General features: G+C 66.5%; 21 protein-coding genes and 1 riboswitch. Of the genes, 4 read left to right on the forward strand and 17 right to left on the reverse strand.

Annotated features, from left to right (window positions below; translation table 11 throughout):
- Positions 1-122: 122 nt before the first annotated feature.
- The 6 genes from rpsO to Q0263_RS08665 all read right to left on the reverse strand — a co-directional run bounded on the left by rpsO (position 123) and on the right by Q0263_RS08665 (position 5,477).
- A complete protein-coding gene (rpsO, locus tag Q0263_RS08640) occupies positions 123-392 on the reverse strand; it encodes a 30S ribosomal protein S15 (RefSeq protein WP_066453017.1) in 270 nt (89 codons plus the stop codon).
- Between the two features lie 134 nt (positions 393-526).
- Positions 527-1,306, reverse strand: coding sequence for a CDP-diacylglycerol--serine O-phosphatidyltransferase (gene pssA, locus Q0263_RS08645; RefSeq protein ID WP_298015342.1), 780 nt, complete (start codon positions 1,304-1,306; stop codon positions 527-529).
- A gap of 7 nt (positions 1,307-1,313) precedes the next feature.
- Positions 1,314-1,994, reverse strand: a complete 681-nt coding sequence (locus Q0263_RS08650; protein WP_298015344.1) for a phosphatidylserine decarboxylase — start codon at positions 1,992-1,994, stop codon at positions 1,314-1,316.
- Positions 1,995-2,069: 75 nt separating this feature from the next.
- Positions 2,070-3,086: a ketol-acid reductoisomerase gene (ilvC, locus tag Q0263_RS08655; RefSeq protein WP_298015346.1), complete on the reverse strand. Its 1,017-nt coding sequence runs from the start codon at positions 3,084-3,086 to the stop codon at positions 2,070-2,072.
- Positions 3,087-3,252: 166 nt separating this feature from the next.
- Positions 3,253-3,744 carry an acetolactate synthase small subunit gene (gene ilvN / locus Q0263_RS08660; protein WP_298015347.1) on the reverse strand — a complete coding sequence of 164 codons (492 nt, stop codon included), beginning with the start codon at positions 3,742-3,744 and terminating at the stop codon, positions 3,253-3,255.
- Positions 3,745-3,755: 11 nt separating this feature from the next.
- Positions 3,756-5,477, reverse strand: a complete 1,722-nt coding sequence (locus Q0263_RS08665) for an acetolactate synthase 3 catalytic subunit (protein ID WP_298015349.1) — start codon at positions 5,475-5,477, stop codon at positions 3,756-3,758.
- A 389-nt stretch (positions 5,478-5,866) separates the two neighbouring features.
- Here Q0263_RS08665 and Q0263_RS08670 point away from each other — a divergent pair, with 389 nt between their 5' ends.
- Positions 5,867-8,083, forward strand: coding sequence for an FUSC family membrane protein (locus Q0263_RS08670; RefSeq protein ID WP_298015350.1), 2,217 nt, complete (start codon positions 5,867-5,869; stop codon positions 8,081-8,083).
- A 19-nt stretch (positions 8,084-8,102) separates the two neighbouring features.
- Here Q0263_RS08670 and Q0263_RS08675 read toward each other — a convergent pair whose 3' ends face one another.
- From Q0263_RS08675 to Q0263_RS08715, 9 genes are all read right to left on the reverse strand, one after another.
- Positions 8,103-9,419, reverse strand: a complete 1,317-nt coding sequence (locus Q0263_RS08675; protein WP_298015352.1) for a TRAP transporter large permease — start codon at positions 9,417-9,419, stop codon at positions 8,103-8,105.
- Positions 9,416-9,904: a TRAP transporter small permease gene (locus Q0263_RS08680; RefSeq protein ID WP_298015354.1), complete on the reverse strand. Its 489-nt coding sequence runs from the start codon at positions 9,902-9,904 to the stop codon at positions 9,416-9,418. Before Q0263_RS08680 ends, Q0263_RS08675 begins: the two co-directional genes overlap by 4 nt.
- A gap of 69 nt (positions 9,905-9,973) precedes the next feature.
- Positions 9,974-10,975, reverse strand: coding sequence for a TRAP transporter substrate-binding protein DctP (gene dctP / locus Q0263_RS08685; RefSeq protein ID WP_298015356.1), 1,002 nt, complete (start codon positions 10,973-10,975; stop codon positions 9,974-9,976).
- Positions 10,976-11,066: 91 nt separating this feature from the next.
- Positions 11,067-12,602, reverse strand: a complete 1,536-nt coding sequence (locus Q0263_RS08690; RefSeq protein ID WP_298015358.1) for a malonyl-CoA synthase — start codon at positions 12,600-12,602, stop codon at positions 11,067-11,069.
- Between the two features lie 2 nt (positions 12,603-12,604).
- Entirely contained in the window at positions 12,605-13,411 is an 807-nt protein-coding gene (locus Q0263_RS08695; protein WP_298015359.1) for an enoyl-CoA hydratase-related protein, read from the reverse strand.
- The gene (locus Q0263_RS08700; RefSeq protein ID WP_298015361.1) at positions 13,402-14,739 is read right to left on the reverse strand and encodes a malonyl-CoA decarboxylase family protein; all 1,338 of its coding nucleotides are present in this window, start codon (positions 14,737-14,739) and stop codon (positions 13,402-13,404) included. Before Q0263_RS08700 ends, Q0263_RS08695 begins: the two co-directional genes overlap by 10 nt.
- On the reverse strand, positions 14,736-15,452 hold the full coding sequence (locus tag Q0263_RS08705; RefSeq protein ID WP_298015363.1) for a GntR family transcriptional regulator: 717 nt from the start codon (positions 15,450-15,452) through the stop codon (positions 14,736-14,738). Before Q0263_RS08705 ends, Q0263_RS08700 begins: the two co-directional genes overlap by 4 nt.
- Before the next feature lie 135 nt (positions 15,453-15,587).
- Complete coding sequence (gene yaaA / locus Q0263_RS08710; RefSeq protein WP_298015365.1) at positions 15,588-16,361, reverse strand: peroxide stress protein YaaA; 774 nt, start codon at positions 16,359-16,361, stop codon at positions 15,588-15,590.
- Positions 16,362-16,461: 100 nt separating this feature from the next.
- Positions 16,462-17,244: a 3-hydroxybutyrate dehydrogenase gene (locus Q0263_RS08715; RefSeq protein WP_298015367.1), complete on the reverse strand. Its 783-nt coding sequence runs from the start codon at positions 17,242-17,244 to the stop codon at positions 16,462-16,464.
- Between the two features lie 101 nt (positions 17,245-17,345).
- Positions 17,346-17,411, forward strand: a riboswitch (Fluoride riboswitch).
- A 44-nt stretch (positions 17,412-17,455) separates the two neighbouring features.
- On the opposite strand from Q0263_RS08715, the gene crcB reads away from it, so the two are divergent.
- Positions 17,456-17,854, forward strand: coding sequence for a fluoride efflux transporter CrcB (gene crcB / locus Q0263_RS08720; RefSeq protein ID WP_298015369.1), 399 nt, complete (start codon positions 17,456-17,458; stop codon positions 17,852-17,854).
- Here crcB and Q0263_RS08725 read toward each other — a convergent pair.
- Complete coding sequence (locus Q0263_RS08725) at positions 17,851-18,555, reverse strand: TerC family protein (RefSeq protein ID WP_298015371.1); 705 nt, start codon at positions 18,553-18,555, stop codon at positions 17,851-17,853. The two genes, crcB and Q0263_RS08725, sit on opposite strands and share 4 nt — an antisense overlap.
- A gap of 234 nt (positions 18,556-18,789) precedes the next feature.
- On the reverse strand, positions 18,790-19,983 hold the full coding sequence (locus Q0263_RS08730; RefSeq protein WP_298015372.1) for an MFS transporter: 1,194 nt from the start codon (positions 19,981-19,983) through the stop codon (positions 18,790-18,792).
- A gap of 94 nt (positions 19,984-20,077) precedes the next feature.
- Between Q0263_RS08730 and Q0263_RS08735 the strand changes: the two genes are divergently transcribed.
- Complete coding sequence (locus Q0263_RS08735; protein WP_298015373.1) at positions 20,078-20,323, forward strand: hypothetical protein; 246 nt, start codon at positions 20,078-20,080, stop codon at positions 20,321-20,323.
- A gap of 4 nt (positions 20,324-20,327) precedes the next feature.
- Positions 20,328-21,065: a hypothetical protein gene (locus tag Q0263_RS08740; protein WP_298015374.1), complete on the forward strand. Its 738-nt coding sequence runs from the start codon at positions 20,328-20,330 to the stop codon at positions 21,063-21,065.
- The last annotated feature ends 87 nt before the right edge of the window (positions 21,066-21,152 follow it).

The following is a 21,152-nucleotide window of genomic DNA, read 5'->3' on the forward strand; positions in this document are numbered from 1 at the left end:
GGCACGCGCCCGCCCCGCCGTAAGCGGGAACTATCTGGGCGACCCATGACAAAAAGCCGCGCACACTGCGGACATGAAGGCAGCGTGCACGGCTCGTGCATGGGGAACGAAGTCCCCGGGCATTACTTGCGCAGACCGAGTTTTTCGATCAGGGCGCGGTAGGAATCCGGGTTGCGACCCTTCAGGTAGTCCAGCAGCTTGCGGCGACGGCTGACCATGCGCAGCAGGCCGCGGCGCGAGTGATGGTCTTTCGTGTGAGCCTTGAAGTGGCCGGTCAGTTCATTGATGCGGGCGGTCAGCAGAGCGACCTGCACTTCGGGAGAACCGGTGTCGCCGGCGGCGCGCTGGAATTGCGCAACGATGTCGGATTTGACGATATCAGCAACGGACATGCTTTATTAACCTCGAGAACAGGCGGCAGCACCGAGGCGCGCTGCCGTGGGACGAAAAAAGCGCCACGCGAAATCGCGGCGCAGGCAAGATTATAGCGGATTCGGGGCGGCCGCGCCAAAGCGCGGCCCAGGCGTCATTCGTGGGACGGGGGGTCGTCGGACTCGGCGCCCCGCATGCGCAGGCCCAGGCGCCGCGCGCGGCGGACCCGCCACAGCCAGACCAGCCAGCCCGACAGGCTGTAGAGCACGAACAGCACGAACAGCACCACGGGGGGATCGCTGGACACGAACACGAACACCGCCACCACCAGCAGCATCACCCAGAACGGCACGCTGCGCCCCAGGGCGAAGGACTTGCCGCTGAAAAACGGGGCGTTCGACACCATGGCGACGCCGGCGTAGATCGTCAGGGCGAAGGCCGCCCAGGGAATCAGGCCGTCCGACAGGGACAGCTTGTTGTCCACCGACAGCCAGACGAAGCCGGCCACCAGCGCGGCCGCCGCCGGGCTGGGCAGGCCCTGGAAATACTGCTTGTCGACCTTGCCGATATTGGCGTTGAAGCGCGCCAGACGCAGGGCCGCGCCGACCACGTACACGAAAGCGGCCAGCCAGCCCCAGCGTCCCAGGCCCTGCAGTGACCATTCATACATGACCAGCGCCGGCGCCATGCCGAAGGAAATCATGTCGGCCAGGGAATCGTACTGCTCGCCGAAGGCCGACTGGGTATTGGTCAGGCGCGCCACCCGGCCGTCCATGCTGTCGAAGACCATGGCCAGGAAGATCGCGATGGCGGCGACCTCGAAATGCTGGTTCATGGCCTGCACGACGGCATAGAAGCCGGAGAACAGGTTGGCGGTGGTAAATGCGTTGGGCAGCAGATAGATGCTGCGGCGGCGCTGTCTTTCGTCAGGCATGGGGTGTTCAGGCTGCGGAGTCGTCATCGCGGGACGGGACGGGAAGTTCGGCCAGCACCGTGCTGGTGGCCTTGACCTTGTCGCCGATGGCGACACGCGGCCGCGTCCCTGGGGGCAAGTATACGTCCACCCGCGACCCGAAGCGGATGAAGCCGTAGCGCTGCCCCGCGTACAGGGTCTGCCCGGCCTTGGCGTGGCACAGGATGCGCTTGGCCACCAGGCCGGCCACCTGCACCGCCGTCACGACCTGCCCTTTCGGGGTTTTCAGCACCATGGCGTTGCGCTCGTTTTCCAGCGAGGCCTTGTCCAGCGCCGCGTTGAAGAACTTGCCCGGAAAATAGTCGATCGACTGCACGAGGCCGTCGACCGGCACCCGGTTGGAGTGCACATTGAAGACATTCATGAAGACGCTGATCTTCAAGGCCGGACGCCCGCCGGCATAGGGATCGGCGGCATCCTCGACGCAGACGACGCGCCCGTCGGCCGGGCACAGCACCAGGCCTTCGCCGTCCGGCGCCTCGCGCGGGGGATCGCGAAAGAACTGCAGCGCGAACAGCGTGAACACCCAGAGCGGGAGGGACGCCCACGGCGACCACCAGGTCACCAGCAGGGAAACGACCAGGGCGCCGATCAGGATGAACCAGCCCTCGCGGGCGATCAGGGGATGCGGATAGGGAGGGATTTTCATGGTAGGCGAAGGATAACCCAAAAAAACAGCCGGCATCCCATCGGGATGTCCGGCTGTTCAGCGGCGCTGACGGGATCAGTTCTTGGACTGGTCCACCAGCTTGTTGGCCGCGATCCAGGGCATCATCGCCCGCAGCTTGCCGCCGACCTGCTCGATCTGCGATTCGGCGTTCAGGCGGCGGCGCGAGGTCAGTTCCGGGGCGCCGGCGGCGTTTTCCAGGATGAAGTTCTTCGCGTAGACGCCGGACTGGATGTCGGCCAGGCACTGGCGCATGGCGGCGCGGGTCTGATCGTTCACCACGCGCGGACCGGTGACGTATTCGCCGTATTCCGCGTTGTTGGAGATCGAGTAGTTCATGTTGGCGATGCCGCCTTCGTAGATCAGGTCCACGATCAGCTTCAGTTCGTGCAGGCACTCGAAGTACGCCATTTCGGGCGCATAGCCGGCGTCGACCAGCGTCTGGAAGCCCGCCTTGATCAGTTCGACGGTGCCGCCGCACAGCACGGCCTGTTCGCCGAACAGGTCGGTTTCGGTCTCTTCGCGGAAGTTGGTCTCGATGATGCCGGCGCGCCCGCCGCCATTGCCCATGGCATAGGACAGGGCCAGGTCGCGGGCCTTGCCGGACACGTCCTGGTGCACGGCGATCAGGTGCGGCACGCCGCCGCCCTGGGTGTAGGTGCTGCGCACCGTGTGGCCCGGGGCCTTGGGAGCGATCATGATGACGTCGATGTCGGCGCGCGGCACGACCTGGCCGTAGTGCACGTTGAAGCCGTGGGCGAAGGCCAGCGCAGCGCCCGGCTTCAGATTGGCGGCGACGTCGTTGCGGTAAACCGCCGCGATGTTCTCGTCGGGCAGCAGCATCATGACCACGTCGGCGCCCTTGACGGCTTCGGCGACTTCCTTGACGGTCAGGCCGGCGTTCTCGGCCTTCTTCCAGGACGCGCCGCCCTTGCGCAGGCCCACGGTGACGTGGACGCCGGAATCGTGCAGGTTCTGGGCGTGGGCGTGGCCCTGCGAGCCATAGCCGATGATGGCCACTTGCTTGCCCTTGATCAGGGACAGGTCGCAATCTTTGTCGTAGAAAACTTTCATGTTGGAAACTCCGATTTTTTAATTCTGAAAAGAGAGGTTGGATACAGCCGGGCGCCCGCGCAGCGAAACGCCCTTGGGGTTTACAGCTTTTGCCGCCGGGCCGCCCCAAGGCAAAAGGCGCCTCCTCGGGGGGCAGCAAGCCGAAGGCGCAGCGTGGGGGCGTCGTTCATAGCTTTAGAACTCGTTCGCCGCGCCCCACCCCCGAAACGCCCGTGCGGACGGTTTCCAGGATGGCGCTGCGGTCCAGCGCCCCGATGAAGGCGGCGATCTTGTCCTGCACGCCGGTCAGTTCGATGGTGTAGGTCTTGTCGGTGACGTCGATGATGCGCCCGCGGAAAATTTCCGCCATGCGCTTCATCTCGTCGCGTTCCTTGCCCACGGCGCGCACCTTGATGAGCATCAGTTCGCGTTCGACGTGAGGCCCTTCGGACAGATCCACGACCTTGACCACGTCCACCAGACGGTTCAGGTGCTTGGTGATCTGCTCGATGATCTCGTCGGACCCGATCGTCACGATCGTCATGCGCGACAGCGTGACGTCTTCGGTCGGCGCCACCGTCAGGGTTTCGATGTTGTAGCCGCGCGCGGAGAACAGGCCCACCACGCGGGACAAGGCGCCGGGTTCGTTTTCCAGCAAAATGGAAATCACGTGTTTCATGGTCTATCCCCTCACAGATCCTCAGCGCCCAGCAACATTTCCGTCAGCCCGCGGCCAGCCTTGACCATGGGCCAGACGTTCTCGGTCTGATCCGTGATGAAATCCATGAAGACCAGGCGGTCCTTGTATTTGGTGAAGGCCTCGCGCAGCGCCGGCTCGACGTCGGCCGGCTTCTCGATGCGCATGCCCACGTGACCGTAGCTTTCGACGAGCTTGACGAAATCCGGCAGGGCATCGACGTAGGATTCGGAATAGCGCGAACCATATTCGATCTGCTGCCACTGGCGCACCATGCCCAGATAGCGGTTGTTCAGGCACAGGACCTTGGGCGTCAGGTGGTACTGCTTGCAGGTGGACAGTTCCTGGATGTTCATCTGGATCGAGCCCTCGCCGGTGATGACGGCGACGTCGCGGTCCGGATTGGCCATCTGCACCCCCATGGCGTAGGGCAGGCCCACGCCCATGGTGCCCAGGCCGCCGGAATTGACCCAGCGGCGGGGTTCCGGGAAGGGATAGTACTGGGCCGCCCACATCTGGTGCTGCCCCACGTCGGACGCGACGAAGGCCTGGCCGCGCGTGACTTCCCACAGCTTCTGCACCACGTACTGGGGCTTGATCACCGTGTCGGAATTCTCGTAGTCCAGGCACTTGCGCCCGCGCCAGCCGTCGATCTGCCGCCACCAGGCGTCCAGGCGGGATTCCGCCCCGCCCTGCTCGGCCAGCGATTGCGCGTACAGGCCGATCAGGTCCTGCAGGACCTCGCGCACGTCGCCCACGATGGGCACGTCCACCCGCACCCGCTTGGAGATCGAGGACGGGTCGATGTCCACGTGGACGATCTTGCGCGGCACCTGCGCGAAGTGTTTGGGATTGCCGATGACCCGGTCGTCGAACCGGGCGCCGATGGCCAGCAGCACGTCGCAGTTCTGCATCGACATGTTGGCCTCGTAGGTGCCGTGCATGCCCGGCATGCCCACGAATTTCTCGTCCGTGCCCGGCAAGGCCCCCAGCCCCATCAGGGTGGTGGTGCACGGCGCGCCGGTCATGCGCACCAGTTTGCGCAATTCATCGGCGGCATTGGCCAGCACCACCCCGCCGCCCGCGTAGATCATGGGGCGTTCGGCGGCCAGCAGCATCTGCACGGCCTTCTTGATCTGTCCCTGGTGTCCCTTGGTGACCGGCGCGTAGGAACGCAGCACGGTCGGACCGCGCTTGGGCGTGTACTTGCAGGTCGCCACGGACACGTCCTTGGGGATGTCCACCAGCACAGGACCGGGCCGGCCGGAGCGCGCGATGTAGAAGGCGCGGCGCATGGTTTCAGCCAGATCCTTGACGTCGCGCACCAGGAAGTTGTGCTTGACGCAGGGGCGCGTGATGCCCACGGTGTCGCATTCCTGGAAAGCATCCTGGCCGATGGCGTGCGTGGGCACCTGGCCGCTGAGGATGACCATGGGAATCGAATCCATGTAGGCCGTCGCGATGCCGGTCACGGCATTGGTCACGCCGGGACCGCTGGTCACCAGGCATACGCCGATTTTGTCCGAGGATCGGGAATAAGCATCCGCCGCATGAACCGCGGCCTGCTCGTGTCGCACGAGGACGTGCTGGAATTTGTCTTGCTTGTAGATGGCGTCGTAGATGTAGAGGACGGCACCGCCCGGGTAGCCAAATACGTGGTCTACGCCTTCCTCGATCAGACAACGCACGACGATGTCGGCGCCATTGAGTTCCATGATGGATTCCTTTCGTAACCCGTGCCATGCACCAAGCGGCCTGAAGGCAGCCCGGGCCAGTTCTGGCGGTCCTCGACACGATCCGACGCTGGGCGATTCACGGAACCGCTTTGCCCGGACACATCGGGGGACCAGTCTGCACCCCTTGGCACAAGACACTCGCGCCATCGGGCGCAGTGTGGTGGAAATGGACGCCCCGGACCACGCTTGTGGCGCATCCTGGAGCATGAAAACGGAAGACGAAAAAAACCGGGTGTGTGACCCGGGGGTTCGCCACATCGTCCAGCCCCGATGCGGGATGGACAAGGGGCTAATTTACCGCGTTGCAACATAGGCTGCAAGCTATACTGCCCCATCGCCATTCGCATGGCCTGCCGGATCCCAGCGACATGACCTCACCCACGCCTGCGCTGCAGCGATTCTTCTACAGCCATTATTTCTTCGGCGGTTTGCGCCAGGCAACCGGCGTCCTGCTGCCCGCGCTGGTGCTGTCGGGCGTGTTCGGCTGGGTCGCGGGCGGTTTCGTCGCGGCCGTGGGCGCGGCCTGCGTAGCCATCCTGGACCAGCCCGGCGGCCCTCGCCGCTACGGCATCAACGGCATGTTCGCCGCCCTGTGCCTGGGCTCGGCCACCACCGCCGTGACGGGACTGGCCGCCAGCCACGCGCTGCTCATCTGGCTGGTCGTCCCGGCCTTGTGCTTCGCCTTTTCCATGCTGACGGTCTACGGCAAGCACGGCGGGCTGCTGGGCTTCGCCTGCCTGCTGATCATGACGCTGACCCTGCGCACGCCGCTGACGCAGGCCGACGTGCTGCAGCACACCCTGACCTCGTTCCTGGGCGGGGCGTTCTACCTGGTCTACAGCGCCATCGCCCACCGCGTCCTGTGGCACCGGGAAGAACAGCAGGCGCTGTCGGTCGCTCTGTTCGCCACGGCCGACTACATCGCCACCCGCGCCCGCTTCTACGACGTGCACCTGGACCTGGACGAAAGCTACCGGCTGCTGATCCGCCGCCAGGCCGCCATGACCGAAGCCCACCAGGCCGCCCGCGACATGGTCCTGCGCGAGCTGCCGCGCGGCACGGCATCCCGGGCCGACCGCCTGCGCCAGGGGCTGCTGAACCTGTTCGTGGACATGATCGGCCTGCTCGACAGCACCGTGGCCACCCATACCGACTACGCCACCCTGCGCCAGGCCCTGCCCGACAGCGACGCGCTGTTGTTCGTGCGCGACGCCATGCGCAAGCTGGCCGCCAATGTCTCCGGCCTGGCCCTGAACGTGGCCCGCAACCGCCGCACCCGGGTGCGCAACAGCGTGAAGGCCGAACTGCGGGCGCTGGAATTCGAACTGCAGCAGTTGCGCGATCAGGGCATGCTGCAAAGCAACCCGGAACTCTACGCCCTGCTGGTGCAGGTGCTGCGGCGCCTGCGCAACATGACGCGCCAGGTGGACCGCATGGCGGACCATTCCGTCAACCCGCTGCCGCCGGATGCCGACCTGACGAAGGCCAACCGGTCACTGAACCGCTTCCTCACCCGCCAGAAATGGCAGCTGCCGCTGCTGACCCACAATCTGCACTGGCAATCGGCCCATTTCCGCTACGCCGTCCGCGTCGCCGTCGCCGCCCTGCTGTCCATGACGGTGGGCAGCTTGCTGGCCCACACGCCCATGGTCCGCACCCTGGATCCGGGCATGGCCGGCCACAGCTACTGGATCATCCTGACGGTGCTGATCATCATGAAGCCGGGCTTCGCCCTGACCCGCCAGCGCAACGGCTGGCGGCTGATCGGCACCCTGATCGGCTGCGGCCTGTCCCTGGTGCTGTTCTACCTGGGGCTGGATCCCAAGCTGTACCTGCTGATCCTGGTGGCCTGCAGCGTGCTGGGCTACAGCCTGATCCAGGTGAACTACACCTTGTCGGCGGTCTTCAACACGCTGTTCGTGCTGCTGATCTTCCACTTCCTGGTGCCGGGCTCCAACACGGTCGTCGGCGAACGTCTGGTGGACACCGTGATCGGCAGCATCCTGGCGCTGAGCTGCAGCTACATCCTGCCATCCTGGGAACGCAACACCCTGGACGCCCTGGCCCGCGCCATGCTCGCCGCCAACCAGGCCTTCCTGCACGGCGGCCTGGCCTTCGTGCAGGCCTCGCGCCAGGCCCGGCGCGACCGCCAGGCCGACGGCACGGAACTGCAAGAAGCGGAAACCCAATGGAAGCTGGACCGCAAGAACGTGCACATCGCCTTCAGCAACTTCGCCGCCGCCTTCTACCGCATGATGGACGAGCCCACCCGCCGCCAGCGCCACGTGCCCGAATTCAACCGCCTGATGATCCAGCACCACGCGCTGGCCTCGCAGATCGCCGCCGTGATCCCGCAGCTGGCGCTGCTGGACGCGGAACCCGACGGCATCCGCCAGGCGCTGGCGGCCACCGACGATTTCCTGGCCGATCGCCCCGCGACCCAGCCCAACGTGATCGAAACCGACGGCGACCATGCGGCCCTGGCCTATCCGCTGCGGCAGATGATCAAGGCGTCCCAGCAGATCCGCGACAATATGCGGGCGCTGGAACCGGCCCCGGACGATCCGCGCGCCCGGCCCGCCTGAACGGGCCGGGACGCCGGATTCAGATGGGCGCCCCCATGATCAGATCGGGCAGCCAGGTGACGACCTGCGGGAAGATGCTGAGCAGGACGATCGCCCCCATCATCACCAGCACGTACGGCAGGGCCCCGATCAGGATCTCCCGCGTCGGGACGTCCGGCGCGATGGCGTTCAGCACGAACAGGTTCAGGCCCACCGGCGGGGTGATCAGCCCGATTTCCATGTTGACGGTCAGGATGACGGCGAACCAGTAGGGGTCGAAGCCGGCCTGGGTGATGATGGGCAGCAGCAGCGGCGCCGCCATGACGATGATGGCGACCGGCGGCAGGAACATGCCGGCCACCAGCAGGAACACGTTGATCAGCCCCATCAGCAGCCAGCGGTTGATTTCCAGCGACGCGATGGCGGCTGCCAGCGACTGCGTGATGAACAGGGACGACAGCGCGAAGGCGAACAGTTCCGCCGAGGCCATGATCATCATGATCATGACGCTCTCGCGCATGGCCGAACCGAACACGCCGGTGTAGGTGCGCATCTTGAACAGGCGATACACCACGGCCACCACGACCAGGGTCAGCAGGGCGCCCGCGCCAGCGGCCTCGGACGGCGTCGCCACCCCGCCGTACAGCACGAACAGCATGCCCAGGATGATGAGCAGCAGCGGCAGCACGCGCGGCAGCGCTTCCAGCTTGTCGCGCCAGGAATACTGGCCGGCGCCCACCCCGAAGCGGAAGCCCTTGCGCCGCGCGTCGAACAGCGCCCAGGCCATGAACAGCACCGTCAGCAGCAGGCCTGGAACGACGCCGGCCAGGAATAGCCGGCCGATCGACGTCTGGGTGGAAATGCCGTAGACGATCATCGTGACCGAAGGCGGGATCAGGATGCCCAGCGTCCCCCCCGCCGCAATGGACCCGGTGGCCACGGACGCCGGATAGCCGCGCCCCAGCATTTCGGGAATCCCCATCTTTCCGATGGCGGCGCAGGTGGCCGGACTGGACCCCGTCATGCCCGAGAAGATCGCGCAGGCCCCGATGTTGGACAGGATCAGGCCCCCGGGGACCTTGTACAGCCAGCGGTCCAGGGCCTTGTAGAGATCCCCGCCGGCCGGGGTTCCCGCCACGATCGCCCCCATCAGGACGAACATGGGGATGGCCACGTAACCCAGGTTGGCGATGCCGGAGAACATGGTTTCGGCCAGCACGTAGATCACGTCGGGCCCCATGTCCAGAAACAGGCCCGCGACGGCGGCCAGGCCCAGGGCGAAGGCGATCGGCATTCCCGTCGCCAGCATCAGGCACAGGCCCAGAACGATGCTGATTCCTGCCAGCGTCGGCGTCATGATTGCGGCTCCTTCAGCTTGATGATTTCCACGACGTACTGCAGACAGAGCAAGGCGAAACCGGCGACGACCGGGGAAAGTGGCATCCACAGCGGCACGGCGGCGACGCTGGGCGTCGTCCAGCCTCCTTCCAGCGCCTCGAACAGATGCAGGCCCGTCGCCACGGTCATCACGCTGCAAAAGATCAGCCCCAGCCAGGCGCCCACCCTGTCCATCCAGCGGCGCGTGCGCGGCTTCACCAACATCTGGACGAAATCCACGCCCACGTGGCCCTTGGTCATCAGCACATAGGGCGCGCCCAGAAAGATCGCCGCCGTCGCCCCGAACACGACCGCCTCGGTCTGCCAGATGGTGGCCGCCCGGAAGACATAGCGCATCAGGATCATCTGGCACACGACCAGCATGGCGAAGACCAGCAGCAGCACGGATGCGACACCGCAGGCCCGCGACAGGGCCTCGACCCAGCGTACAAAAATTCGACTCATGCGACCTCCCGGTGTCGCGTCAGCGGCAGGGCCGGCGCCGGACTCGGCCGGGCGCCGGCCCCATCCCCTTTACTGAACGGCCAGCGCTTTCTTCAGCAAGGCGTCGCCGCCAGGAACCTTCTCGGCGAACTGCCGATAGGACGAGTTCTTGGCGATGGCCATCCAGGCCTTGTAGTCCTCGGGCGTCATCGTCACGACTTTCACGCCCGCCTTGGCGTAGATGTCGCGCATCTTCTGCTCGCCCTTCCGGGCTTCCTCGGAGAAATAGGCTTCCGCCTTCTTGGCGGCGGCCAGGATGGCTTCGCGCTGCTTGGGTTCCAGGCGGTCGAAGACCTTCTTGGACATCAGCACCGGTTCGTACATGAACCAGAGGGCGTTGTCCCCCGGCGCGGTCAGGCACTTGGCCTGTTCGTACAGCCGGTACGACACGAAACTGTCGTTGGACGTATTGGCCGCATCCAGCACCCCCGTCTGCATGGCCGAATACACTTCGGACGAGGGCATCGAGGAAATCGACGCCCCGGCCGCCGCCAGCATCTGCTCGAAGGCCGGACCCGCCGCCCGGATCACCTGGCCCTTGATCGTGTCGGGGCTGGTGATGCAATTCTTCTTGGACGCGAACCCGCCCGCCAGCCAGGCGTCGGCGATCACCACGGCGCCCTGCTTCTCGACCAGCGCCTTAATGTCCTTCATGAAGTTGGACTGATTGAGCCGCTGCGCGTGATCATAGTTGCGCACCAGCCCCGGCATGAGCGTGGCCGAGAACTGCGGGACCCGGCCCGAGGCATAGTCCAGCGGAAAGGCGGTCATGTCCAGCTGGCCTCGCGTCAGCGCGCCCCACTGCTCGGTCGCCTTGTACAGGGAAGAAGAGGGAAAGACCTGGATCTTCAGCCCCACGTTGGCCGCCTGGACCTCGCGGGCGATGATCTGCACCATTTCATCCCGCGGGTCTCCCTGCCCGCCGGGAAACTGGTGCGAGGCCCGCAGCGTGGTGTCGGCCAGAGCCGCGCCCGAGCCAGCCGCCAGGGCCAATCCCAGCGCGGCGCACAGCATGTGTCGCTTCATCATCATGTTGTCTCCTGATTATTGGTGTGGTCGTGTGCTTCCCGCCGCACCCTTCCGGGTCCGGCTTGCCCCATGAGCGGCCGAGCGTCCTCCTTCGTCAATGCCGGCCTGCGTACTGCTGCCGCAGCACGTTCTTCTGAACCTTCCCCATGGCATTGCGCGGCAGCGCATCAGCCACGTGGATCTGCTTGGGCACCTTGAAATTCGCCAGCCCGACCTTCAGATCGGCCAGCATGGCCCCTGTATCGACCGCCGCCCCCGCCCGGGGCACGACGACGGCCACGACGGCCTCGCCGAAATCCGCGTGGGGAATGCCGATCACGGCGGATTCCTGCACCCCGGGCATGGCGTCGATGACCATCTCGATTTCCTTGGGATAGACGTTGTAGCCGCCCGTGATGATCAGGTCCTTGCTGCGGCCCACGATGCTCAGGTAGTCGCCGGGAATGCCCTTGCCGCCCAGCGCCCCGATGTCGCCGGTGCGGAACCAGCCGTCGCTCGTGAATTCCTGGCGCGTCTTTTCCGGCATGCGCCAGTAACCCGCGAAGACATTGGGGCCGCGCACCTGGACATGCCCGGGCTCGCCCGCGGCCAGGGGCTGATCGGCATCGTCGACCACCCGCACGGTGATCCCCGGCAAGGCCGGACCGACCGTGCCCGGCAGGCGCTCCCCGCGCGCCGGGTCATAGGGATTGGAAGTGATCATCCCGGTCTCGCTCATGCCGTAGCGCTCCAGGATGGTCATGCCGCTGCGCGCCTGGAATTCGCGGAAGGTGTCGACCAGCAGGGGCGCGGACCCCGAGATGAAGAGCCGCATGTTGCGGCAGGCCTCGCGATCGAAGCGGGCGTCCGCCAGCAGGCGCACGTAATACGTCGGCACCCCCATCATCAGGGTGCAGCGCGGCAGGTAATGCAGGGCCTGGTCGACGTCCAGCCTGGGCAGCCAGATCATGCGGGCGCCGGCCAGCAGCGCGCCATGAGAGGCCACGAACAGGCCGTGCACGTGGAAGATCGGCAGCATGTGCAGCAGCACGTCGTCGGACCGCCAGCCCCAGTACGCTTTCAGCGTCAGGGCGTTGGAGGCCAGATTGGCATGGGTGAGCATGGCCCCCTTGCTGCGGCCCGTCGTGCCGGAGGTATACAGGATCGCCGCCAGATCATCGGGCGCGCTGCGCGCCGTCTCGAACTCGGGATCGTGCCCGGCGGCGGCCTGCGTCAGGCTGCCCTGGCCGTCGGCGTTCAGGGTGAAGACATGGGCCGCGCCCTTGCGATGCGCCAGCGGCTCGCACCAGGCGCGGGCGCTCTCCGAGCACACCACCACGGCCGGCTCGGCGTCCTCCAGGAAATACGTGACCTCGGCCTCGTGATAGGCGGTATTGAGCGGCAGATAGACCAGGCCCGCCCGCAGGGTGGCCAGATACAGCATCAGGGCTTCCGGCGACTTGTCCACCTGGACGGCCACCCGGGAACCCGCGGCCACGCCCAGCGAACGCAGCAGATTGGCCATGCGGCCGCTCAGCTCGTCGATATCCCGCCAACTGTAGGTGCGATCGGGCGTTTCGATCGCCACCGCCTGGCGGTCCGCCGGAAAGCCCGACCGCAGGATCACATAAAGGTTGGCATTGGATTCCAAGTTCATTCTCCTTTGAAAACCGGGGGGCGTCCGTCCAGGAAGGCCCGCACCCCTTCCTGATGATCGGGTCCGGACGCGTAGCTGAAGCAGTCCTGCCATTCGGCGTCCGTCAAGGGCGGGCTTCCGGCGCCCAGACGCGCCGACATGCGCTTGTTCAGGCGCGCGGCCAGCGGCGCGCCCGCGCACAGGCGGGCCGCCGTGGCGGCCTGTTCGGATTCCAGTTCGGCGGCCTCGACGACACGGGTCAGCAAGCCCTTGGACAGCGCTTCGCGCGCCCCGAACACACGTCCTTCCAGCAGGATTTCCAGGGTGACGGCCCGGCCCGCCAGGGCCAGCAGGCCGCGCATCTCGTCGGGCGCCATGGGAAAGCCCAGGCGGTTGATGGGCGCGCCGAACCGCGCATCGTGCGCGGCCAGGCGCAGATCGCACACACTGGCGATCTCCAGCCCGCCGCCGACACAGACGCCTTCGATCACGGCCAGCACGGGATGCGGACACCCGGCGATGGCCTGCAGGGCCGGGGCGATGGTGCGCCGGTGATAAGCCTGCACCCGCAGCGGATCGGAGCGCACCTGGGGAAATTCCCGGATGTCGGCCCCGACCGCGAAATGCCCGCCGGCCCCCCGGATGACGACGCAGCGCAGGCCGGCATCCGAAGACAGTTCCGCGAAGATCCGCGCCAGTTCGCGCCACATGGACACGGTGATCGCATTCATCCGCCCCGGATGATCCAGCACGACGGTGGCGAGCGCACCCGCGTGCTGCACGCGGATGCGGCCGGCCGCGCCGTCGTCCCGTGCTACAGCCATTGCACCCCCCGCGACACCCGGGGCTTGCCCGCCGCCAGGCGGGCCCGGTTCTCGTCCAGCTGATCGGGCTCGTACAGATAATTCACCATCAGGCCGCAGGATTGTTCCAGCCCCTTGGCCGACCGGTCGGCCGCCCAGTTCAGCCGCTCGATCCGGGCCCCGTTGCCCAGATGGAAGCGGGCCACCGCATCCAGCGGATCCGCGCCGCGCAGCTGCTGCAGGTAATGCGCCGCCAGCCGCAGGCCCGTCCGGCGCACGGGCTCGGGCGCCTGTCCGTCCGCGGCGGCGCGCAGGCGTTCCACCCAGCGGGCGCCGGCGTCGGGATCCTGCGCGGCCGCCTGCCGTTCGGTCTTGTCGGCCAGGCATTCCTGAATCTCGGCGCCGCTACGCTTGCCCAACCAGTCGGCGAATCCCGGGATGGGAGACAAGGTGGCGAACGACTTCAGTTTCGGCAATTCGGACAGCAGTTCCTCGATCACGCGCTTGAGCAGGAAATTGCCGAAGCTGATGCCGCGCAATCCCTTCTGGGTATTGGAGATGGAGTAGAAGATCGCCCAGCGAGCCTTGCCCGGGTCCGCCAGGGGGCGGTCCGGATCGATCAGCGCCTGCACGTCGCCGGCCATCTGTTCGGTGATGGCCACCTCGACGAAGATCAGCGGCACGTCGCTCATGCGCGGGTGAAAGAAGGCATAGCAGCGGCGGTCGGCGGCCACGCGGCGGCGCATGTCGTCCCAGGACCGGATGGCATGGACGGCTTCGTACCGGATCAGCTTTTCCAGCAGGGACGCGGGCGAATCCCAGTTGATGTGGTGCAGTTCCAGCATGCCCACGTCGAACCAGTTCGACAGCAGCACCGCCAGGGCCTGCTCCAGCGCCGACAGGCCCGCCACCTGATTGCGCCACCGCAGCATGTCCGCCCGCAGCTCGACCATCAGGGCCAGCCGGTCGCTTTCGGCGTACAGGCGGCGGAACAGCCGGCTGCCGTGATCCGCATAGGGTTCCAGGCCGATGCCGGCATGCACCAGGCCCGCCAGCAGGCAGCGCCGCTCATCCGCGTCGGCGACCAGGTAGCGGTCCGCCCATTGCCGCGCCAGGCGATTCGCCGCGCTGTCGGTGAGCGTGGCTTCGTAGAGCGAACGCAGGGCCGCCGGGTCGGGCAGATGATCCCGGTCCAGCCAGCGGTTCAGGCGTTCCAGCAAGCCGGCCGCCCGGGGCGAAGCCTCGGGCGCGGGCGGCGTCGCCGCGGAAGCCGTCGCGACGGCGCCGCCGCCCGGCTGCGCATCCTGCGCCGGCGCGGACACCCGGGGCCAGAGCCTGGTTCCGTTCATGATGGTTCCCCCGACAGGACGGAATCGGAGACCGGCAGATCCGGCGTCGCCGCGGGGTCGTCCCGCCGCGCCAGCGCCCGCAAGGCATCGAGCTGGCGCATCAGGTGCTTGCGCGTGACGGCATCCGCGCCTTCCGGGTCCCGGGCCTTCAGCGCCGCGAAGATCGCCAGATGCTCGGCGCAGGATTCGCGCACGCGCCCCGGATAGGTGAGGCTGCGATGGCGCGACAGGCTGAGCACCTGGCGCATGTTGTCGATCAGGTCCGACAGCCAGCGGTTGTCCGCCAGCTGCTGGATGGCCTCGTGGATGCGGGCGTTGGCCGCGTAATAGTCGTCGACGGAATCCAGTTCGGCGAAATGCCGCAAATCGGCATGCAGCGCCTCCAGGCGCTGCAGGTCGGCGTCCGTGACCTTGCTGGCGGCTTCATAGGCGCAGCGCCCTTCCAGCAGCGCCATCAAAGGGAAGATGTTTTCCAGGTCGCGGGCCGACAGTTCGTTGACGAAGCATCCCCGGCGCGGCTCCAGCCGCAGCAGGCCTTCGGCCACCAGCACCTTCAGGGCTTCCCGCAGCGGCGTGCGGGAAATGCCCAGCACGGCCGTCAGGTGGACTTCGTCGATCCAGGCGCCAGACTGCAATTCCCCGGCCTGGATCATCCCCCGCAGGCGATCGGCCACTTCCTGGTAGAGAATTTTCTGGATGATCCTGGCTGCCATCGGGGTCTCCCGCGCGTTGTCCGGCATTCAATAATTCATAATTATGGCCAGCATAAGCATCGCGGCGCCCGCGAACAAGCAAGGTTATCCCTGATATGCGGGACGAAGCGCGGGGGACGGAAGGAAGCCGGACCGTCAGGCCGGGCGCCGGAACACCAGCCGGTCCGCCGAAGAGGCCTCGGCGGCGTAGGCGTAGCCGTCGGCGTCGAAACCCCGCAGCCCCGACGCCTTGTCCACCCCATGGTCGATGACGTAGCGCGCCATCAGCCCCCTCGCCCGCTTGGCGTGGAAGCTGATGACCTTCCAGACGCCGTTCTTCTCGTCCTGGAAGACGCATTCCACCACCCGGGCCTGCAAGGTCTTGCGATCCACGGATTTGAAATATTCCTGCGAAGCCAGGTTCAGCAGCACCCGTTCGCCCGGCAGCGCATCCAGGCGCCGGTTGAGTTCCTGCGCGATCCGCGCCCCCCAGAATTCGTACAGGGTGCGGCCGCGCGCGGTCTTCAGCCGGGTGCCCATTTCCAGGCGGTAGGGCTGGATGAGGTCCAGCGGGCGCAGCACCCCGTACAAGCCGCTGAGGATGGCCAGGTGCTTCTGCGCCCAGGCCAGGCGGGCATCGGACAGTTCCGCCGCCCGCAGGCCTTCGTAGACGTCGCCGTTGAAGGCCAGCGCCGCCTGCCGGGCATGCCGCGCATCGGGGGCGTCGATCCAGGCGGCATAGCGGTCCGCGTTCAATCGGGCGAGCGCATCGGACAGGCTCATCAGATCGGCCAGGTCGCCGGCCGACAAGGCCTGCATCACGCCCACCAGCTCACGCGTATCCTCCGGGAACACCGGCAGGGTGTGCCGCGTGGTGCGCACCGGCGAATCGTAGTCCAGCTTTTTCGCCGGCGACAAAACCATCAACATGAAGAGCTCCTGTGCATTGCATGAACGACAACGGCGACAGCATAAGCCATCGCCGCGGGAAACCGACCGGCGGGATCGCGCCGGCCGGGCCGAAGACGGATCAGCGGGCGGTCCAGCCGCCGTCGATGGACAGGGTGGTGCCGGTCATCTGCGCCGCCGCGTCCGAGGCGATGAACACGGCCGCCTGCCCCAGTTGTTCCGGAGTCACGAACTGCAGGGACGGCTGCTTTTCGGCCAGCAGGTCGCGCGCGGCGTCCTCGATGCCGAGCTTCTTCTTTTCGGCCAGCGCCTGGATCTGCTTTTCGACCAGCGGCGTGCGCACCCAGCCCGGGCAGATGGCATTGCAGGTGACGCCGGTGCCGGCGTTCTCCAGCGCCGTGACCTTGGTCAGGCCCACCACGCCGTGCTTGGCCGCCACGTAGGCGGACTTGTTCACCGAGGCGACCAGGCCATGGGCCGAGGCGATATTGATGACGCGCCCGAATTTCTGCTTCTTCATGGTCGGCAGCGCCGCCGCCGTGCAGTGGAAGACGGCGGACAGGTTCAGCGCAATGATGGCATTCCATTTATCGACCGGGAAATCCTCGATCAGGTCGGTGTGCTGGATGCCGGCGTTGTTCACCAGGATGTCGATGCCCCCCAGCGCCTGGGCGGCCTTGGCGATGAAGTCCCGCGCGGCCTGGGCATCCATCAGGTCGGCGTTCAGATAGACGGCCTTGACGCCGAATTCCTGTTCCAGCCCGGCACGTTCCCGTTCGATCGCGTCCGCATCCCCAAATCCATTGATCACCACATCGGCGCCCTGGCGGGCCAGTTCCCGGGCGATGGCCAGGCCGATGCCGCTGGTGGAACCGGTGACGACTGCTTTTTTGCCTTTGAGCATGAGACAACTCCTTCTGAAAGGGTTCGTGAAAGGGCTGAATCCAGTGTAACGCGCCGTCCTGAACGCCGCCTTGCAGGTCCGGCAAAACGCCGCTAACATCAGACGCGACAGGAGATGGCATTCCTCCTCGAACCGCTGCGAACGCAGCTGATGATGCCTACAGACCCTGACACGCGATCAGGCTGTAGGCATTTTTTATGGCTATTGCACCATGCCCGTCCTATTGAACCCGCTGTTCGCCATCGCCGCCGGCGCCTCGGCCGGCGCCATCCTGCGCTGGTGGCTGGGGCGCACCCTGAACGCCCTGTTCCCGGTCCTGCCGCCCGGCACCCTGGCGGCCAACCTGCTGGGCGGCTACATCATCGGCCTGGCGGTGGCGATCTTCGGCACGTCGCCGAACCTGTCGCCGCAGATGCGGCTGTTCATCATCACGGGATTCTGCGGCGGCCTGACCACGTTTTCGACCTTCTCGGCCGAACTGGCGACCCTGCTGCAGGAAGGCCGCTTCGGCTGGCTGGCCACGTCCATCCTGGCGCACGTCGGCGGCTCTCTGGCCATGACGCTGCTGGGCATCGGCACCGTGGCCTTCGCGCGGATGGTCACGGCCTAGGCGGCCGCCCGCGCCAGCTTACGCCGCGCCAGCAGCTTGCCCGCCACGACAACCAGCACCGCGCCGACGATTTCGGCGCCGATCTTCAAGGCGAAGGACGGCTCGCCGATCCGGTCCACGATGAAGACGTCGGTGATCAGCATGCCGCCGGCGATCCAGCCCAGCAGGCCCGCGCCCAGCGTGACCACCAGCGGGAACCGGTCGATCAGCTTCAGCACCAGCGTGCTGCCCCAGACGATGATGGGCACGCTGACCAGCAGGCCGAAGACCACCAGCCCGATCTGATGATCCTGGTGGGCGTTCTGCGCCGCGCCCGCGATGGCGATCACGTTGTCCAGGCTCATCACGAAATCGGCGATGATGATGGTCTTGACGGCGGCGAAGACGGAAGCGCCGCCCTTGATCTTGTCATGCGCATCGTCTTCGGGCAGCAGCAGCTTGATCCCGATCCACAGCAGCAGCAGGCCGCCCGCGACTTTCAGGAAGGGAATGTCCAGCAAGGTCAGCGCGAAGGCGATCAGCAGCACGCGCAAGAGGATGGCCCCCGCAGTCCCCCACATGATGCCCTGCATGCGCTGTTTCGGCTGCAGGTTGCGGCACGCCAGGGCAATCACCACGGCGTTGTCGCCCCCCAGCAGAATGTCGATCAGAATGATCTGGAATACCGCGCCCCAGTGCAGGGTCTGTAAAAATTCGATCATGGTCGTCCTTATGAAAAATGGCCTGGAACCCATCCGGGCCAGGCCATTTCCACAGTGGAGACGCACCTTGCCCTTGATGGCAAGGTCTTGCTCGCAACCATGAAGTTGCCCGGGCACCGGGTGCCTGCCTGAGGCAGGCGGCCGTCATGACGATGCCGCGGAAAGTGAGCTACTCCCCTTGATCGGAGGATTATAAAGGAAAACGGCCGCTTCAAAACGGCGGCCCCGGACTGATCAGGCCGCCGTCGCGGGCCCCGGCATGAAGCGCCAGGCGATCAGCCCGCCCACGGCCTGGGCGGCCAGCAAAGTGGCGACCGTGCCCGTCCATCCCCCCCAGGCATAGGCCACGCCGCACAGCCAGGCCCCCGTGAATCCGCCGCAATAGTAGGCGGAATAGTACAGCCCGCTGGCCAGCGAACGTCCGTGGGTGATGCGGCGGGCGATGAAGCTCATGGTCGCTGATTGCGTGATGAAGGTGCCACAGGCGGCGACGGCCAGCGCGGCCACGATGCCCCAGGACGGCCGCGCCAGCGTCAGCACCACGCCGAAGGCCGACACCGCCAGCATGAGCAGGACCGTGCGGCGCACGCCGATGCGCGGGATGATGCGGCCCGCCAGCGGCGTCACGACGACCCCCAGCAGATAGACGGAAAAGATGTTGGCCAGCTCGCCCGAACTGAAGTGATAGGGCTCGGCGGCCAGATGCAGGTTGACGAAGGTGAACAGGCCGATCAGCGCGAACAGCACCGTGAAGCCCAGGGCGCAGGCGGTCTGCAGCGCGGGGTTGCGCAGCAGCTGCCCCAGCGTCGCCACGCTGGACCGGAAATGCGCATTGGCCACGAAATGGCGCGAATCCGGCAGGCCGCGCCAGACGATCGCCGCCCCCGCCAGATTGAGCACCGCCATCACGCCGAAGGCGGACTGCCAGGCCATGTATTCGGTCAGGTGTCCCAGGATGAAGCGCCCCAGGAACCCCCCCAGCACGCTGCCCGACACATACAGGGTCACGATGCGCACCATGGTCGAGCCGCGGAATTCCTCGCCGATGTAGGCGATGGCGACCACCGACACGCCGGGCACGGCCAAACCCTGCAGGAATCGCAAGACCAGCAGGCCATGCACGGTTTCCACCGTCGGCATCAGCGCCGTCGGGACCGCCAGCGCGAACACCGACCCGACGATCAGCCATTTGCGCCCGATCGCGTCCGACAGCATGCCGACGAAGGGGGAAATCAGCGCCACCGCCAGCACCGTCATCCCGACCGAATTGCCGATTTCCACCACCGAGGCATTCAGATCGCGCTGAAGCTGCGGCAGGATCGACTGGATCGAATAGACCTGGATGAAGGCGAACACGCCCACCAGCGCCATGGTCAGTTTCAGCAGTTGGCCGGGATGGTCATTGAATTCGGCGGAGGGAACAGACACAGAGGGCGACACACCGTTGCGGAAGCTGACTATTATAGGTGGCCGGGTCGCATGGTATAAAAAGGGCTGTCGCAGCCCTGCAGGACCCGAGACCATGTCCACTCGAATTCTCAGCCGCCTGGGCACCGTTCTGGTGCTCGCCGTCCTGGCTTCCGGATGCGCGTCCGACAGCCCCAGCGGCAGCTCGTCCCTCAGCGCAACCCTCAGCAAGCCGCTATGCGCCATCAGCCCCAGCAGCTGCCTGTACAAGGGCTCTTATGAACCCGGGGAAGCGGCCTATGCCGAACAGGAAGCCCGGCGCCTGAACCAGGCCCAGCTGGCCAAGCTGCGGGGCCTGTAGTCCAATGCCGGACGCCGTCCCTATCACCGACGCCCTCGCCCGCCTGGCATCTCCCGAAGACCAACGACACGCCGCCGATCTGGCGCGGGAAGCCTTCACGCGCACGTTCCGGCAAGCCGCCGCCGAATCCCCCGCGGATCAGGCCGGGGACATTCCGGCGCGCTGCCGGTCCTGGGTGGCATCGGCGCCCGCGCCGGACGCCGCCGCCCTGCGGCTGGCCATGCTGCTGGCCGGCCTGGATCAATGGGGGCTGGCCTTCAGCCAGGCCTTCGGCATCACGGCCATCCCTTCGCTGACGCGGCTGATCGGCGATCTGCGCACGCAGACGGACGCCGCCGAGGACGCCCGCCTGCAGCAACAGATGGAACAGCTGGACGCGCGGGAAAGCAACGCCATCGACTTCAAGATCAGCCTGCGCCGCGACATCCACATGGCGCTCTGGCACGCCATGGTCGGCAGCGCCGATCCGGAATCCGCCCAGCCCATCCTGCGGACGCTGGGCAGCCTGCTGCTGACCCTGGATGCCCGGATGCCGGAACTGGGCTGGAGACTGGTCGCCGACACGCTGGCGCACATCCAGATCCGCCTGCTGGGCGCCGAACTGCCGCCGCTGGCGCAAAGCGGCACGCAGCAATTGCTCGACGCCCTGCGCCAGGCCCTGCCGGCCGAACACTACAAGACCATCCTGGCGCATGCCGCCAGCGCGATGCTGGACTGGCAGCGCGCACGGCGCCCGCACTGAAGTCCCGATCCACGCCCCTCAAAGTCAAAAGAACGTAAAACTCCGGGCCTTCGGATGGACGATCCCGGATCGGGCAGGGATAATGGG

Source organism: uncultured Castellaniella sp., assembly GCF_937988725.1.
Classification (GTDB): domain Bacteria; phylum Pseudomonadota; class Gammaproteobacteria; order Burkholderiales; family Burkholderiaceae_B; genus Castellaniella.

Bases quoted from the DNA above. Each gene is read 5' to 3' on its own strand.
- Q0263_RS08715 (WP_298015367.1), bottom strand. From the start codon at position 17,244: ATGCTCAAAGGCAAAAAAGCAGTCGTCACCGGTTCCACCAGCGGCATC.
- Q0263_RS08675 (WP_298015352.1), bottom strand. From the start codon at position 9,419: ATGACGCCGACGCTGGCAGGAATCAGCATCGTTCTGGGCCTGTGCCTG.
- Q0263_RS08700 (WP_298015361.1), bottom strand. From the start codon at position 14,739: ATGAACGGAACCAGGCTCTGGCCCCGGGTGTCCGCGCCGGCGCAGGAT.
- yaaA (WP_298015365.1), bottom strand. From the start codon at position 16,361: ATGTTGATGGTTTTGTCGCCGGCGAAAAAGCTGGACTACGATTCGCCG.
- Q0263_RS08740 (WP_298015374.1), top strand. From the start codon at position 20,328: ATGCCGGACGCCGTCCCTATCACCGACGCCCTCGCCCGCCTGGCATCT.
- Q0263_RS08705 (WP_298015363.1), bottom strand. From the start codon at position 15,452: ATGGCAGCCAGGATCATCCAGAAAATTCTCTACCAGGAAGTGGCCGAT.
- Q0263_RS08735 (WP_298015373.1), top strand. From the start codon at position 20,078: ATGTCCACTCGAATTCTCAGCCGCCTGGGCACCGTTCTGGTGCTCGCC.
- Q0263_RS08670 (WP_298015350.1), top strand. From the start codon at position 5,867: ATGACCTCACCCACGCCTGCGCTGCAGCGATTCTTCTACAGCCATTAT.
- dctP (WP_298015356.1), bottom strand. From the start codon at position 10,975: ATGATGATGAAGCGACACATGCTGTGCGCCGCGCTGGGATTGGCCCTG.
- ilvC (WP_298015346.1), bottom strand. From the start codon at position 3,086: ATGAAAGTTTTCTACGACAAAGATTGCGACCTGTCCCTGATCAAGGGC.
- Q0263_RS08680 (WP_298015354.1), bottom strand. From the start codon at position 9,904: ATGAGTCGAATTTTTGTACGCTGGGTCGAGGCCCTGTCGCGGGCCTGC.
- Q0263_RS08725 (WP_298015371.1), bottom strand. From the start codon at position 18,555: ATGATCGAATTTTTACAGACCCTGCACTGGGGCGCGGTATTCCAGATC.
- Q0263_RS08665 (WP_298015349.1), bottom strand. From the start codon at position 5,477: ATGGAACTCAATGGCGCCGACATCGTCGTGCGTTGTCTGATCGAGGAA.
- rpsO (WP_066453017.1), bottom strand. From the start codon at position 392: ATGTCCGTTGCTGATATCGTCAAATCCGACATCGTTGCGCAATTCCAG.
- ilvN (WP_298015347.1), bottom strand. From the start codon at position 3,744: ATGAAACACGTGATTTCCATTTTGCTGGAAAACGAACCCGGCGCCTTG.
- Q0263_RS08695 (WP_298015359.1), bottom strand. From the start codon at position 13,411: ATGGCTGTAGCACGGGACGACGGCGCGGCCGGCCGCATCCGCGTGCAG.
- pssA (WP_298015342.1), bottom strand. From the start codon at position 1,306: ATGCCTGACGAAAGACAGCGCCGCCGCAGCATCTATCTGCTGCCCAAC.
- crcB (WP_298015369.1), top strand. From the start codon at position 17,456: ATGCCCGTCCTATTGAACCCGCTGTTCGCCATCGCCGCCGGCGCCTCG.
- Q0263_RS08650 (WP_298015344.1), bottom strand. From the start codon at position 1,994: ATGAAAATCCCTCCCTATCCGCATCCCCTGATCGCCCGCGAGGGCTGG.